Source organism: Pseudothauera nasutitermitis (assembly GCF_004801295.1).
Classification (GTDB): domain Bacteria; phylum Pseudomonadota; class Gammaproteobacteria; order Burkholderiales; family Rhodocyclaceae; genus Pseudothauera; species Pseudothauera nasutitermitis.
Genome location: NZ_SSOC01000001.1, coordinates 478,757 through 493,293 on the forward strand (window position 1 = coordinate 478,757; position 14,537 = coordinate 493,293).

A 14,537-nucleotide genomic window follows, 5' to 3' on the forward strand; every position below is an offset into this window, starting at 1 on the left:
TCTGGTGGTGTTATCGAGCAGCGCTCTGAGCGGCCTGCTGTTGCGGGGCGTCGGCCGCGGCGTCCGGCGCAGCGCGTTCAGCAGCACTGGGCGCTTGCGCCACCACATGCACCTGTATGGTGTCGCCCGCCTTGACCGCGTTGCCGCCGGCCACGATCAACTGCTCACCCGCCTGCAACCCGCTGTTGACCACCCACTGGTCATGACGCGCCTCACCGACGTCGATCACGCGCTGTTCGACCTTGCCGCCGGCGCCCACCAGCAACACCGTGGCCTCGCCCCGGGTGTTGCGCGTCACCGCCGTCTGCGGCACGAGGATCGCCTGCTGGTTGACGGCCATCGGAAGTTGCGCGCGCACATACATGCCCGGCAGCAGGGTACGGTCCGGATTCGGCACTACGGCGCGCAACGTCAAGTTGCCGGTGCCGGTATCGACGGCATCGCCCACCACCTCCAGCGTGCCGGTGTGGGCATGGGTACTGCCGTCCTCCAGCAGCAGGCGCACCTGCACCTTGCCATCGACGGCCCGCAGTGCACCGCTGGCCAATTGACGCTGCAGGGCCAGCAGCTGCGCGCTCGACTGCGCGACATCCACGTACAGCGGGTCGATCTGGCGGATCGTGGCCAGCGCCGATTCCTGGCTGGCCGTCACCAGCGCCCCGGGGGTGACCGTCGAAGTGCCGATGCGCCCGTCGATCGGGGCCTTGATACGCGTGTAGTCGAGGTTGATGCGCGCGGTCCGTACCTCGGCCTGTGCGGCCTGCACCGCAGCCTGATTCTGGCGCAGCGTGGCATGCGCCTCGTCCAGATCCTGCTGGCTGACGGCATCCAGCTTGACCAGCCGCTCATAGCGCTCGGCCTTGGGGCGCGCCGACAACACGGCGGCCTCTCCCTGCGCCAGCGCAGCACGGGCGCTGTCATAAGCGGCCTGGTAGCTGGACGGATCGATCTGGTAGAGCACTTCGCCGGCCTTGACCTGCTGCCCCTCGGTGAACAGGCGCTTTTGAATGATGCCGCCGACCTGCGGGCGCACTTCCGACACCATGTAGGCCACCGTACGCCCGACCAGCGTCTGCTCCATCTGGAGTGGCTGTGTCTGCACCGGCCATACGTCGACCCGGGTCGCCTGAGGGGGCGGCAGTCCAACCGGCTCCTGTGAACAAGCGCCCAGCGCCAGGGACAGCAACAGCGCCATGGCCGGCAGCACATTGGCAGGACCCCAAAGACGCTGCATGCCGCCGCCAGGGATGCGCAAGCTCATGGAAAAACCTCGAAGAAAAATGTTCCGACGGAATGGATCGGGGCAGCAGCCCACGACGCAGTCCCAAGGCTAATGACGAAAATCGCAGGAAATTAGGAATTTTGATCACTGCCACCGAACCAGGCCCACCTGGAGCAGTGTCGGGGCTAAAGTAATCCGATAGTCCGTTTCCCCAGGGGCCTGCGCCTTATGAGGCTGAATATCACCGCCAAGCTGTTCCTGACCATGCTGATTACCTGCGCGCTGGTGCTGCTCATCAATAGCCTCGCCGGGCGCATCAGTTTCCAGCGCGGGTTCATGGACTATCTCAACGAGCAAGGCGTGACGCGCATGCACGAACTGCTGCCCCGCCTGCAGCAGGAATACCGCGAGCAAGGCGGCTGGCAACGCCTGCAGGACAACCTGCCCGCGCTGGGCGTGCTGATGCGGCCCGCAGTGCCGCAGGAAACCGGCCGCCCACAGGCGCCGCCGCTGTCGGACCAGACCGGCGCCATCTTCCGCCTGGCGTTGCTGCACCCGGACTACAGCATGGTCACCGGCAATCCCGAGGCAGGACGCGACTCCATTCTGGTGCCCGTGGACGTCGATGGCGCCACCGTCGGCTGGCTGGCCATGGTGCCCTTCCAGCAAGTGCTGGCCGCTGGCGACGTACGCTTCTACGACGCGCAGTTGCGCGCCTGGTGGATCATCGGCACCAGTTCGGTATTGCTGGCGGCGCTGCTGGCCTGGTTGCTGGCACGCGCCCTGCTGCGGCGCCTGCGCGGCGTGACCGACGCCACCCAGCGCCTGGCCGAGGGCGACTTCAGCACACGCGTGCCCGTGATTGCACGCGACGAACTGGGCACGCTGGCGCAGAACTTCAACCTGCTGGCCCAGGGGCTGGAGCGCAACGAAAGTGCGCGCCGTACCCTCATGGCGGACATCTCGCACGAATTGCGTACGCCGCTGGCGGTGATGCGTGCCGATCTGGAAGCGATGCAGGATGGCATCAGCCCGGTCGATACCGAATCGCTCGCCGCACTGCATCGGCAGGTCGGCCAGCTTGGCAACCTGGTCGAGGATCTGCACGAACTGTCCCTCACCGAGGCCGGCACACTGGCCTACCGCTACGAACCCATCGACCTGGCGACCGTTCTGCATGCGAGCGTCGCCAGCATGGCGGCGCGTTTCGAGGCGGCGGGGCTGCGTCTGCGTGCCGCGATTCCTGACGAGGCGCTGCGGCTCATGGGCGACGAGCGCCGCTTGCTGCAATTACTGACCAATCTGCTGAACAATGCGTTGCGCTACACCGATGCAGGGGGACAAGTGCGTCTGGCCTGCGACCGCAGCAACGGCGGATGGCTGCGCCTGTCGATCGAAGACAGCGCGCCGGGCGTGTCCGACGACAAGCTGCCGCGCTTGTTCGAGCGTTTCTATCGTGCCGATGCCTCGCGCAACCGCAGCAGCGGCGGCAGTGGCCTGGGCCTGGCGATCTGCCGCAACATCGTCGAAGCGCATGGCGGGCGCATCGTCGCCGGTCAATCGCCGCTGGGGGGCCTGCGCATCAGCATCGAACTACCGGAGGCGGCATGACGAACGGTTCCGTTGCTTCGCCGCATCCGGCCCTCCCGCCGCAACAGAGCGGACGGGTGCTGGTCATCGAGGACGAGCCGCGCCTGGCCGCAGTGCAAGTGAAGTATCTGCAGGCGGCCGGCTACGACAGCCGGCCGTTGCACGATGGCGCCGCCGCGATCGACACCATCCGCGACTGGAAGCCCGATCTGGTGCTGCTGGACCTGATGCTGCCCGGCCGCGATGGTGTGGACATCTGTCGCGAGTTGCGTCGCTTCAGCGCGGTACCCGTCATCATGGTGACCGCGCGCGTGGAAGAAATCGACCGCCTGCTCGGCCTGGAGATCGGCGCTGACGACTATATCTGCAAGCCCTTCAGCCCCCGGGAGGTCGTGGCACGGGTGCATGCGGTGTTGCGCCGCTACCGTCATGCTCCGGAAAGCGCAGCCAGCGTCGATTCTCGACAGCCACGGCTGGTCATCGACTCCGAAGCCTGGCGTGCCAGCGTGGACGGTTGCGTACTGGAGCTGACCCAGGTGGAGTTTCGTCTGCTGCGGGCGCTGGCCGCCGCACCAGGCCGGGTGTTCTCGCGCGATCAATTGATGGACCATGCCTACGCCGACAGACGCGTCGTCACTGACCGCACGGTGGACAGCCACATCAAGAATCTGCGCCGCAAGTTGGCCAAGGTGCAGGCCGGGGAATGGATCCGGTCGATATACGGGGTAGGCTTTCGCTTCAGCGATGAATGACGCCGGCTGACACAAGCCGCAGCAACGATGCCGACACGAGTTTTTTCCCGTTGGCGCCTCGGGCATAGCAGCCCAGCTGAAAACCAATGCGGAAATTATCGATTCAGTTCGCGGTCGTTGTGCGCCAGACTGCGTGGGCCTTAGCACTCTACGCATGAGAGTGCTAACAAGCGGGGCGGACAGGCCGCCCGCGCCTGGCATCAGACTCCCGCGCCTGCATGGCGTAACCCAACAGACTGGAGGTTCAGCACATGGCCCTGCGTCCCCTGCACGACCGTGTCATTGTTAAACGGCTGGAAGCCGAACGGACCACTGCGTCCGGCATCGTCATTCCCGATTCGGCCGGAGAGAAGCCCGATCAGGGCGAAATCCTGGCGGTCGGCAACGGCAAGATCCTCGACAACGGCCAAGTGCGTCCGCCCGCGCTGAAGAAGGGCGACAAGGTACTGTTCGGCAAGTACGCGGGGCAGTCCGTCAAGGTGGACGGTGAAGAACTGCTGGTGGTGCGCGAAGAGGACATCTTCGCGGTGATCGAGAACTGAGAAAAACAGGGAGCCATTACATGGCAGCCAAGCAAGTATTGTTCGGTGACGACGCCCGCGCGCGCGTCGTCCAGGGCGTCAACATCCTCGCCAACGCGGTCAAGGTGACGCTGGGCCCGAAGGGCCGCAACGTGGTGCTGGAGCGTTCCTTCGGCACCCCCACGGTGACCAAGGACGGCGTGTCCGTGGCCAAGGAAATCGAGCTGAAGGACAAGTTCGAGAACATCGGCGCGCAACTGGTGAAGGAAGTCGCCTCGCGCACCTCCGACAACGCCGGCGACGGCACCACCACCGCCACCGTGCTGGCCCAGGCCATCGTGCGCGAGGGCTTCAAGTTCGTCGCCGCCGGCTTCAATCCGGCCGACCTCAAGCGCGGCATCGACAAGGCCGTGGCCCGCGTGGTCGAAGAGATCGCCAGCATCTCGCGCCCGGTGACCACCAGCCGCGAAGTGGCCCAGGTCGGCGCCATCTCTGCCAACTCCGACGCCGACATCGGCCAGATCATCGCCGACGCCATCGACAAGGTGGGCAAGGAAGGCGTGATCACCGTGGAAGACGGCAAGAGCCTGGCCAACGAGCTGGACGTGGTGGAAGGCCTGCAGTTCGACCGCGGCTATCTCAGCCCGTACTTCATCAACAACCCGGACAAGCAGGTCGCGGAACTCGACGATCCGTACATCCTGCTGTTCGACAAGAAGATCTCCAACATCCGCGACCTGCTGCCGGTGCTGGAGCAGGTGGCCAAGGCCGGCCGTCCGCTGCTGATCATCGCCGAGGATGTGGAAGGCGAGGCGCTCGCCACCCTGGTGGTCAACACCATCCGCGGCATCCTCAAGGTGGTCGCGGTCAAGGCGCCGGGCTTCGGCGACCGCCGCAAGGCCATCCTGGAAGACATCGCCATCCTCACCGGCGGCCAGGTGATCGCCGAGGAAGTCGGCCTCACCCTGGAGAAGGCCACGCTGGACGATCTGGGCCAGGCCAAGCGCATCGAGGTGGGCAAGGAGAACACCACGGTGATCGACGGCGCCGGCAGCGTGGACGCCATCAAGGCGCGCGTGGCCGCGATCGATTCGCAGATCGCCGCCGCCACCTCCGACTACGACCGCGAGAAGCTGCAGGAGCGCAAGGCCAAACTGGCCGGCGGCGTGGCGGTGATCAAGGTCGGCGCGGCCACCGAGGTCGAGCTGAAGGAGAAGAAGGCGCGTGTGGAGGATGCCCTGCACGCCACCCGCGCGGCCGTGGAAGAGGGCGTGGTGCCCGGCGGCGGCGTCGCGCTGCTGCGCGCCCGCGCGGCCATCGCCGAACTGAAGGGCGACAACGCCGACCAGGATGCCGGCATCAAGATCGTGCTGCGCGCCGTGGAAGAGCCGCTGCGCCAGATCGTCGCCAACGCCGGCGACGAGGCTTCCGTGGTGGTCGCCAAGGTGCTGGAAGGCCAGGGCAACTACGGCTACAACGCCGCCACCGGCGAGTACGGCGACCTGGTGGAGCAGGGCGTGCTCGACCCCGCCAAGGTTACCCGCTCCGCGCTGCAGAACGCTGCCTCGGTGTCCGCGCTGATCCTCACCACCGATGCGCTGGTGGCCGAGCAGGCCGACGACAAGCCGGCCCCGGCGCTGCCGCCGGGCGGACCGGGCGGGTTCGGCGGCGATTTCTGAGTCCTCGCGCCTGAGCTGTACTGGAAAGGCCGGATGCCCATAGGGCATCCGGCCTTTTCTTTTTCTGCCCTGACTGTTTGTCCAGACGGCAAACCGGTCCAATGGGGTGAATTCGGCAATCGGGGCCGACCCACGTCCATGCAATCGGGCTACCGCATGCCTCCATTGAATCCAGATATTTCAAGCTGCATCAGGGGTTAAGGAAACTTAACCCTCCCGGCGTTGAGTTGAGCCATGGGTGGGAATTATTCTCAACAAAAATATATGACTGCTCTGGACCATGGCTTACCCACTGCCCCTTGCCGAACTGATGGCGCCTTTCGAGCGCCGTATCCTGCACCCCTGGATGAACCGCAACGTGCGGCCGATTTCAGATCCGGGGCAGGTCTATCCTGCCCTGCTGCACACCACGGCGCCGCGCCTGGCCTATCTGCACGTGCCTTTCTGCGCCAATCACTGCCTGTTCTGCGGTTTCTACCGCAACAAGTCCAACGAAGAGGCGATGACGGACTACACCGATCGCCTGATCGACGAGATCGTCCAGGATGGCGCCCGGGCCGGCATGCAGGGCGCGCCGGTGGAAGCCGTGTTCTTCGGCGGCGGCACGCCGAGCGCGCTGTCCGCGCAGGATCTGAACCGCATCCTCAGGGCGCTGCGCGAGCATCTTCCCCTGACGCCGGACTGCGAGATCACCATCGAAGGGCGCGTGGCCGGGTTCGATGACGAAAGGATCGATGCCTGCATCGAAGGCGGGGCCAACCGCTTCTCGATCGGCATCCAAACCTTCGACACGGCGCTGCGCCGCCGCATGGGCCGCAAGGCCTCGCAGGAAGAGGCCGTGGATTTTCTCTCCAGGCTGGTCGCGCGGCAGCGCGCCGTGATCGTGTGCGACCTGATCTACGGCCTGCCCGCGCAGACCGACGAGATCTGGCGGCGCGACGTGGCGTTGTGCGAAGAGATCGGCCTGGATGGCGTCGACCTGTACTGCCTGACCCTGCACGCGGGCAGTCCGCTGGCCCTGTCCATCGACAAGGGGGCCTTGCCCCAGGCTGGCGATCACGAGCTTGCGCAGCGCCGCTACCGCGAAGGCGGGGAAATCCTCGAAGCGGCCGGCTGGACCCGTATCAGCCAGGCGCACTGGCGCCGCTCGGCGCGCGAGGGCAACCGCTACAACAACGCCACCAAGACGGGGGCCGACTGCCTCGCCTTCGGGGCCGGCGCGGGCGGCATCCTTGCGGGCTACCGCTTCCTGCTGGAAAGCGACACCGAAGCCTACCAGGCACGCGTCGCCGCAGGCGAGAAGCCGCTTGGCGGCATGCTGGCGCCCACGCCGCACCACCGCGTCTGCGGCATGGTGATGGAGGGCCTGGAGGAGGGCTCGCTCGACCTGCGGCGTCTTGAACAGATGGTGGCGCCCGGTTTCGTCGCGGCGCTGGAACCCCTGTTCTCCTATTGGGCGGCACAGGGGCTGGTCAGCCGCGAGCGGGGCAGCCTGAACCTGAGCGTCAGCGGCCGCTACTGGTACAACAACATCGCCGCGCAGCTCTTCATGCTCATCGGCACCTACCTCGACGGGCCGCCGCCCGCCGCAGCGGCGCATCCCGGCGGCCATCCCACGGGCATTCCGCGCCCGCTCCCTTTCTCTTCGAAGCCACAAGGCCATCCCCATGAACGCAGTCACCACGCATGAAACCAACGCGGCACGTCTGGACGAGCTTCGCGCCCGCCTGAGCGCCGATGCCTCCGGCGTGCTCGAAATGCTCGCCCAGGAATTCGCGGTCAGCATGAAGACCGTGATCGAATGCCTGCCCGAATCCTCCCGCGCCCTGGCCGCCGGGACGCACGCCGAGGCGGTGCTGCTGGAGATCGCCGACTGGGGGCCGGTAACGGTACTGGTGCATACCCCCGACGTGATCCTCGAATGCAAGGCATCGCTGCCCGCGGGCCGCTTCGGCCACGGTTTCTACAATATCGGCGGCGGCAGCCCGGTGAGCGGCCATCTGCGCCTGGAGCGCTGCAAGACGCTGGCTTTCGTGCGCCGCCCCTTCATGGGGGCGGACAGTTGTTCGGTGAACTTCCTCAACGCCGACGGCGAGGCCATGTTCAAGGTCTTCGTCGGCCGTGACGAGAAGCGCGCATTGCTGGCCGACCAGGTGGAACGCTTCACCGCGCTGTGGAACCGCCTGGGCACGGAGGTGGCGGCATGAGCGCCCCCGCCCGCCCGCCCGAAGGGGGCGCTCGTCCTCCCCTGGGGAGGAGGTCGCGCAGCGACAGGAGGGTAGTCCAATGAGCGCGCCGTCGCTGATCGTCTTCGGCGCGCGCAAGGGCGCCGGCCTGGCCGTCGCGCAGGCGGCGCGGGCCGCCGGATGGGCCGTCACCGTGGTCGTCCGTCCGGGCGCGGACGCCAGCGCGCTGTCCGCCGCCGGCTGCCAGGTGCGTGAAGCCGACGCCCTCGACACCGCCGCCGTGTCCGAGAGCTTTGCCGGCCTGCCGTCTGCGGCCTGGGTGGTGAGCACGCTGGGCGGCTTCGACCCCGTGGTCGACAACTTCGGCAACCGCAACGTGATCGCCGCCGCGCGGGCCCATGGTGTGCAGGGCATGCTGCTGGTCTCGTCACTGGGGGCGGGCGACAGCCGTGCATACGCCTCGCCGAAACTGGTGGCCGCCATCGGTCCGGTGCTCGATGCCAAGACCCGGGCGGAAGACGCGCTGCGCGCCAGCGGTCTGGCCTTCGCCATCGTCCGCCCCGGTGGCCTGGTGGATGGGCAGGCCAGTGGCAGCGGGCAGCTCGTCGAGGCGCAGGACGTCCATGGCTACCTGAGCCGTACGGAGTTGGCCAGCCTGATCCTGCGCCTGCTGGCGGGAGGAGGTCTGTCGGGCCAGACGCTTGCCGCCATCGATCCAGCGTGTCCGCCGCCTGCCCGGTATGCATGACAGCCTGTTGATTCTCACGACCGTGCAATCCACCACATCGCGACATCCGGGTCCGGCAAGGATTGGCATGGAGGATTAGTTTATGAGAACTGTTCTCATGTAGAATATTTGGGTTTTGATCATCCAGATGATGCCGGGCTTGGCGCTGCGCCGGATCGGGGGTGGGTATGCGGGTACTGATTGTTGAAGATGATCCTCAGGTGAGCTATTGGCTCGGCTGCAAGCTGCAAGGCTGCGGCCATGGTTGCCGCCTGGTCGACAGTGGCGAGCAGGCGCTCGAGATCATGGCGAGCGAGGCCTTCGATGCAGTCCTGCTCGACCGCATGCTGCCCGGCATGGATGGCATAGAGGTGCTGCGGGCCATGCGCGGGCGGTCGCATCCGCCGGTGATGATCCTGTCCGCCGTGGACGAATCCGGTGATCGCGTAGAAGGTTTGCGCGCCGGTGCCGAGGACTATCTCGGCAAGCCCTTCGATTTCACCGAGCTCCTGCTGCGGCTGGAGGGCCTGGTGCGCCGCTGCGGGGTGCTGCCCGACGACGAAAAGGTGCTGGTGCTCGACGATCTGGTCATCGACCTGCGCCAGCGGCGTGTCACGCGCGGCGGTGAGGCCATCGACCTGACCGAGAAGGAATTCGCCTTGCTGCAGGTGCTCGCCGAGAACCTCGGGCGCACGGTGACCCGCGCCATGCTGCTGGAAAAAGTCTGGGGCTACCAGTTCGATCCGCAAACCAACCTGATTGATGTCCATGTTTCCAAGCTGCGAGGCAAGATCGACCGCAACTTCCCGCGTACGCTCCTGCGCACCGTCAGATCGGTGGGTTATGCGCTGGGCTGAGCGCCTGGTCAGTCTGCTGGAGACGAGCACTTTTCGGTATGCCTCGCTGATCGCCTTCATCTTCCTGCTGGTCGTGGCCGGCTCGGTGCTGTTCAGCCGCAGCCAGATCGAGCGCCTGCTGCACGACCATGTGCACGAGATGATTCTGGAAGACATCCAGGACCACGAACACAAGCAACTCCTGAGGAACGCCGAAAGGCTCGCGCATGCGCTTGCGGATGGCGAAATGCGCGAGCGCACCGACAGCCTGGCGCTCGTGCTCAACGCGCAGGGCGAAGTGCTGTTCGGCGCCAGGGAACTGGCCGATGCGCTGTCCTGCCGGCCGCCTTGCGCCCTGGGCTGGCGTACCGTGGTGATGGCCGGAAACGACGGCTATCCCATGCAGATCATCGGCATGCAGCTGCCGCTGTCGGATGGTGGCGTGCTGTTCCGCGCCTACGACGTGCTGCCGATGCTCGAACGCGTCCGCATCATCCCGCTGGTGGCCGGCGCGGGCCTGTTCGCCGTCCTGCTCTCCAGCCTGGGGATCGGCCTGTGTTCCAGCCTGCGCAGCATGCGCCGGGTCGATCGCATTCGCAGCGCCCTGAGCCGCTATGCCAGCGGCGACCGCGAGGTGCAGGTGCCCTCGCGCGAAGGCGGCGGCGATGAGTTCGATCTGCTGGGCATGGACATCAACCATGTGCTCGGGCGCGTCAATATCCTCATGGAAGAGGTGAAGAGCGTGAGCGGCCATCTCGCCCACGAACTGCGCACGCCGCTGACCCGCCTGCACAGCCGTCTGGCCGGCGTGGCCGAACGCCTGGACGACGACATGCGCGGCGACGTCATGGCCGCGGTGGGGGAGGCCGAGCGCATCCAGCGCATGTTCAAGGCCGTGCTGCGCATCGGTGAGATCGAGGCCGGGCGCTGCGCGCACGTGTTCGAATGGTTCGACAGCCGGGCCTTGCTGTGCGACGTGAAGGACTATTACCAGCCATTGGTCGAGGCGGCGGGCATGCGGCTGAGTCTGGAGGAGTCGGCTGAGGAACTGGAACTGTACGGGGATCGCGCATTGTTGTTCCAGGCGCTTTCCAACCTCCTTGAAAACGCCGTCAAGTACGCCCCCGACGGGGATGGCATTGTGTTGATGGCCCGTAGGCGGGGCTCGGAATTCGAGCTCGGCGTGGCGGATGATGGCCCGGGCATCCCTGAAGCGAAGCGAGGCGAAGCGGTCGAGCGCTTCCGCCGCATGGGTGGAAATGCGCAGGGCAGTGGCCTTGGACTGGCCCTTGTGAATGCCGTCGCCAAGTTGCACGCGGTGCCGCTGGTGCTGGCGGACAACGTGCCGCGCGGGCTGGTCGCGACCCTGTGCTTCAAGCGCTCGCAGTGGCGCCATCGTCCGCCTGCCGATCCAGGCAGGGCAATCGATGAAGCCTGAAGCCGTGGCCGGCGTATTGGCGTATTGAAATCCTCGGCAGGCCGGTAGCACATCCCTCCCTTCCTGGGAAGGCGTTGCACCATCAAAGCCTGGGATCAAACATCTACTGCCCGGCCTGAGGAGCGCGCGCCCGCGCTTCGTCCACCGATTCCGGGCGGGACCACATCCAGCATGCCCCGATCGCCATGCCGATGGCCGCCACGACGATGACCCAGCGATGCGGCACCGTCCAGAGCATGACCAGCAGGCAGGCACTCATCGCCAGTGAAGCGCTCAGCTTGGCCTTGTGCGCGACGACGCGGCCATTGTGCCAGTTGTGGAGCATGGGCCCGAACACCCGGTGGCGCGCCAGCCAGGCGCTCAGGCGCGGCGAACTGCGGTTTGCCGCCCACGCCGAGAGCAGGATGAATTCCGTGGTCGGGATGCCGGGGATCACCAGTGCGAGCAACCCGACCGCCAGACTGGCGTAGGCCAGTGCCAGCCAGGCCCAGCGTTTGCCGCGCGACAGCGGAGGGGGCGTGGATTGCAGTTCGGTCGAAGACTTCATCGGATGTGGCGGAAGTAGGTCTGCGGAACGGGTTTTCCGGCGCCAGCGGGCGAGCTGGCGCCGGCGGAAGCTCAGGCAAGCTCGAAGTGCTCTTCCAGCAGCACCCCGAAACGGTCATAGGCCGCGCTTGCGCCGGTGATGACGGCGTCGTGGACCGCCGGGTCGAGGTGCTCGTTGTCCAGCGCCGCGACGAAGCGGCGCCATGCGTTGGCGCGGCCTTCCGGATAGGCGGCGAGGTTGCGCGCGCCGAACTCGGCGGTCAGCCCCAGTTGTTCCTGGGCTTCCTTGAACAGGAAGGCAGCACCCAGCGTCGAGCCTTCGGAGACGTACAGCCAGCCCAGTGCCTCGGGCATGGCCACGCCCTCGCTGGCGATCGACCCCTGCGGCGCGCTGGCGCCCAGGTCGGCGAGGTCGGCCAGCGAAGCATCGTCGCGGCCGCGCTGATCCAGATCGGGCACGGCCGCCTTTACCGCGGGATCGGCGAACAGGTGTACCACGTCGCGCTGGAACAGGTACTGCGCAGCCACGAAGCGTGCATAGTTCTCGCGGCTGGCAAAAGGACGGGCCTGCTCCATGAGGCGGTGCATGCGCGCATGCTGCTCAGCGGTTTCGGTCTTGAGGCGCTGGGCGAGGCCCGGCGCGGTGATCGTGGTCGTCATGGTTCTTGCTCTCTGTGGTTTATTGGAGGAAGGGCGGTCGTACGGTGCGTACCGCCTGATCTCGTTGTACCGCAAGCTCCGCCGTGAAGCACGTTAAGCCTGCTTCATCTTTTGGCGGCCGCAGGGGCAGGCAGAGCGCAGCCCGGTGACGGCTCCCTGGCTCCGGTAAACCTCAGAACCCGGTTTCGCGGACCAGTACCGCGAGCGTGCGGCGCCAGGCGCGCAGCAGCAGGCTGGCGGGCGCGCCGTCGATGACCACGGTGCCGCGCAGCACTTGCAGGCGCGGCAGGGCGCTGGCGTCCTCGGGGGCGAGCCGCACGCGGTAGATCGCCTGTTCGGGCACCCAGGCGCGCCCGTCCGGGGTGGCTTCACCGGCCAGCGCCGGGGCTTGTGTGGCGGCAATCGCCCCACCGTTCGGCGAGACCAGTTCGGGGCTGCCGGTCAGCCGCCGGGTGGCGGTTGCGGCGATGTCCTGCACGCGCAGCGGGAGCGCACCCACGCCGGCATCCTCGGCGAGAAAGCGCGCGCGGTTGCCGGCCGCGAGGCGGGCCAGGTCGGCCTCGGCCACGTAGGCTTCGACAAGCGCCTGGCCAGGGGCGGCCAGCGTGCCCAGCCATTCGCCGGCCGGCACCCACTCGCCGGGCGCCAGTGGTTCGGCCAACTCGGCGACGATGCCGTCGAAGGGCGCGGCAATGCGCAACTGCGCCCGCTGGCGGGCGAGTACCGCGTGGCGGGCCTGTGCGGCCTGCAACTCGCGCTGGGCCACCGGCACGCTGGAGGCGGTTTCCGCCTTCATGGCCTGGAAGGCGCTCTGCCATTGCAGCACGCGGATGCGCTGCGCGAGCACCGCGAGTTCGTGTTCCAGTTCCGGCGCATGCAGCTCGAACAGTGGCGTGCCGGCGGGCACCGCCTGGCCCGGCTGCGCTTCGATGCGTTCGATGCGCGCGCCCACCGGCGCCAGCAGGTGCGCCTGCTGCGCCGCGCGCAGCAGGGCCGGCGCTTCGACGTGCGTGCGCCATGGGATCGCAGCGCACAGCAGGGCGCCCAGCAGCAGGCCCAGGGTGAGCCGGCTGCGCGGGTTCCAGGCGGTGGCTCCGTCCTTGCGCAGGCGCTCGAACCAGGCGCGCAGCTCGGTGTAGACCGGCCGCGCCACGAAGGCGATGATCTCCACCACGAAGAGCAGGATGCCCAGCAGCTTGAAGGCCATGTGATAGACCAGCAGCGCGATGCCGAGGAACAGGAAGAAGCGGTAGATCCATACGCAGAAGGCGTAGGCGATCAGCATGCGCTCGCGCCAGGGGGCAAAGTGCTCGGGCTTCCCGTCGCCGAAGCCGAACAGCCACTCGCGCAGCCGCCAGCGCGCCAGCGCGAAGGCGCGGCCTTGCAGGTTGGGCACGTTGAGCGCGTCGGCGAGCAGGAAATAGCCGTCGAAGCGCATCAGCGGGTTGAGATTCACCACCAGGGTGAGCAGCACCGTGGTGGTGGCGAGCATGAAGGCCGCGCTGCGCAGCATGCCGTCGGGCAGAAAGCTCCAGGCCAGCAGCGCCCAGGCGGCGATGGCCGCCTCGGTGAGCATGCCGGCGGCGCCGATGGCGAGGCGCTGAGCGTGGCGGCGCAGGCGCCAGGCGCCCGAGGTGTCGGTGTACAGCACCGGCCACATCACCATGAAGGCCACGCCCATGGTGGCCACGCGGCAGCCGTGGTGCTTGGCCACGCAGGCGTGGCCGAGTTCGTGCAGCACCTTGGTGGCGGCCAGGGTGAGGCCGGCCAGCGCCGCGCCTTCCAGCGTGAAGAAATGCAGAAAGGTGTGCAGGAAGGCGTCCCATTGCCGCGCGGCGAGAAACAGCCCCAGCGTGCCGGCCAGCGCCGTGGCCCAGGCGAAGCGGCGGTTCAGGAAGACACGCCGCACCCAGGGCAGGGCGCGTTGCAGGAAGGCATCGGGGCGCGCCAGCGGAATGCGGAAGAACAGGTAGTGGTGCAGCGCCCACTTTGCCCAGTGGCCGCCCCGGCGGGCCTGGGCGGCGCGCTGGTAGCGCTGCAGCGCCTGCGGGCCGCGCCCCTGGACCAGATCATTGGCTTCGAGGAAGCGGGCGAATTCGGCGACCTCCTGCGCGGACACCTCCAGCGTGGTGTCGCGGCCGATCTCCCGCGCGATGCGTTCGGCGTCGCCGAGCGCCCAGCGCGCCAGCATCTCGGCCTCCAGCCAGCCGATCTGGAAGAACAGGTTGCGGCCGGGGTCTTCCAGCGTCCACCCCGGCGCGCCGTCATGCTGGCGCGGCGCCTCGTGCAGCAGCAGTTCCTCGCGCAGCGCGGGCAGGGCGGGCGCACCGGCATCCGGGCGCGGCACGCCCGCGGGCAGGGGAAGCGTGGCGGCGGACAC

13 protein-coding genes are annotated in these 14,537 nt (G+C 67.5%); 9 read left to right on the plus strand and 4 right to left on the minus strand.

What is annotated here, in order from left to right; genetic code table 11:
* Positions 1-10 precede the first annotated feature (10 nt).
* Positions 11-1,234 (minus strand): efflux RND transporter periplasmic adaptor subunit, encoded by a 1,224-nt coding sequence (locus E6C76_RS02290; protein ID WP_136346639.1) that lies wholly within the window; start codon positions 1,232-1,234, stop codon positions 11-13.
* Positions 1,235-1,450: 216 nt separating this feature from the next.
* Between E6C76_RS02290 and baeS the strand changes: the two genes are divergently transcribed.
* The 9 genes from baeS to E6C76_RS02335 all read left to right on the plus strand — a co-directional run bounded on the left by baeS (position 1,451) and on the right by E6C76_RS02335 (position 10,951).
* Complete coding sequence (gene baeS / locus E6C76_RS02295) at positions 1,451-2,833, plus strand: sensor histidine kinase efflux regulator BaeS (RefSeq protein ID WP_136346640.1); 1,383 nt, start codon at positions 1,451-1,453, stop codon at positions 2,831-2,833.
* Positions 2,830-3,564, plus strand: coding sequence for a response regulator (locus E6C76_RS02300; protein WP_136346641.1), 735 nt, complete (start codon positions 2,830-2,832; stop codon positions 3,562-3,564). The genes baeS and E6C76_RS02300 overlap by 4 nt, the downstream gene beginning before the upstream one ends.
* A 251-nt stretch (positions 3,565-3,815) precedes the next feature.
* On the plus strand, positions 3,816-4,106 hold the full coding sequence (gene groES / locus E6C76_RS02305; RefSeq protein ID WP_136346642.1) for a co-chaperone GroES: 291 nt from the start codon (positions 3,816-3,818) through the stop codon (positions 4,104-4,106).
* A 20-nt stretch (positions 4,107-4,126) separates the two neighbouring features.
* Complete coding sequence (groL, locus tag E6C76_RS02310) at positions 4,127-5,764, plus strand: chaperonin GroEL (protein WP_136346643.1); 1,638 nt, start codon at positions 4,127-4,129, stop codon at positions 5,762-5,764.
* Between the two features lie 280 nt (positions 5,765-6,044).
* On the plus strand, positions 6,045-7,454 hold the full coding sequence (gene hutW, locus E6C76_RS02315) for a heme anaerobic degradation radical SAM methyltransferase ChuW/HutW (RefSeq protein ID WP_230976132.1): 1,410 nt from the start codon (positions 6,045-6,047) through the stop codon (positions 7,452-7,454).
* Entirely contained in the window at positions 7,432-7,971 is a 540-nt protein-coding gene (gene hutX, locus E6C76_RS02320) for a heme utilization cystosolic carrier protein HutX (protein WP_136346644.1), read from the plus strand. The genes hutW and hutX overlap by 23 nt, the downstream gene beginning before the upstream one ends.
* A gap of 79 nt (positions 7,972-8,050) precedes the next feature.
* A complete protein-coding gene (locus tag E6C76_RS02325) occupies positions 8,051-8,698 on the plus strand; it encodes an NAD(P)H-binding protein (RefSeq protein ID WP_136346645.1) in 648 nt (215 codons plus the stop codon).
* A gap of 167 nt (positions 8,699-8,865) precedes the next feature.
* Entirely contained in the window at positions 8,866-9,534 is a 669-nt protein-coding gene (locus E6C76_RS02330) for a response regulator transcription factor (RefSeq protein WP_136346646.1), read from the plus strand.
* Complete coding sequence (locus tag E6C76_RS02335) at positions 9,521-10,951, plus strand: sensor histidine kinase (protein WP_168734210.1); 1,431 nt, start codon at positions 9,521-9,523, stop codon at positions 10,949-10,951. The genes E6C76_RS02330 and E6C76_RS02335 overlap by 14 nt, the downstream gene beginning before the upstream one ends.
* Before the next feature lie 103 nt (positions 10,952-11,054).
* On the opposite strand, the gene E6C76_RS02340 is transcribed toward E6C76_RS02335, so the two are convergent.
* The 3 genes from E6C76_RS02340 to E6C76_RS02350 form a co-directional block, all read right to left on the minus strand.
* On the minus strand, positions 11,055-11,498 hold the full coding sequence (locus E6C76_RS02340; protein ID WP_136346648.1) for a YbaN family protein: 444 nt from the start codon (positions 11,496-11,498) through the stop codon (positions 11,055-11,057).
* Between the two features lie 71 nt (positions 11,499-11,569).
* Entirely contained in the window at positions 11,570-12,157 is a 588-nt protein-coding gene (locus tag E6C76_RS02345; RefSeq protein WP_136346649.1) for a biliverdin-producing heme oxygenase, read from the minus strand.
* A gap of 172 nt (positions 12,158-12,329) precedes the next feature.
* Positions 12,330-14,537, minus strand: coding sequence for an HlyD family secretion protein (locus E6C76_RS02350; protein WP_211090078.1), 2,208 nt, complete (start codon positions 14,535-14,537; stop codon positions 12,330-12,332).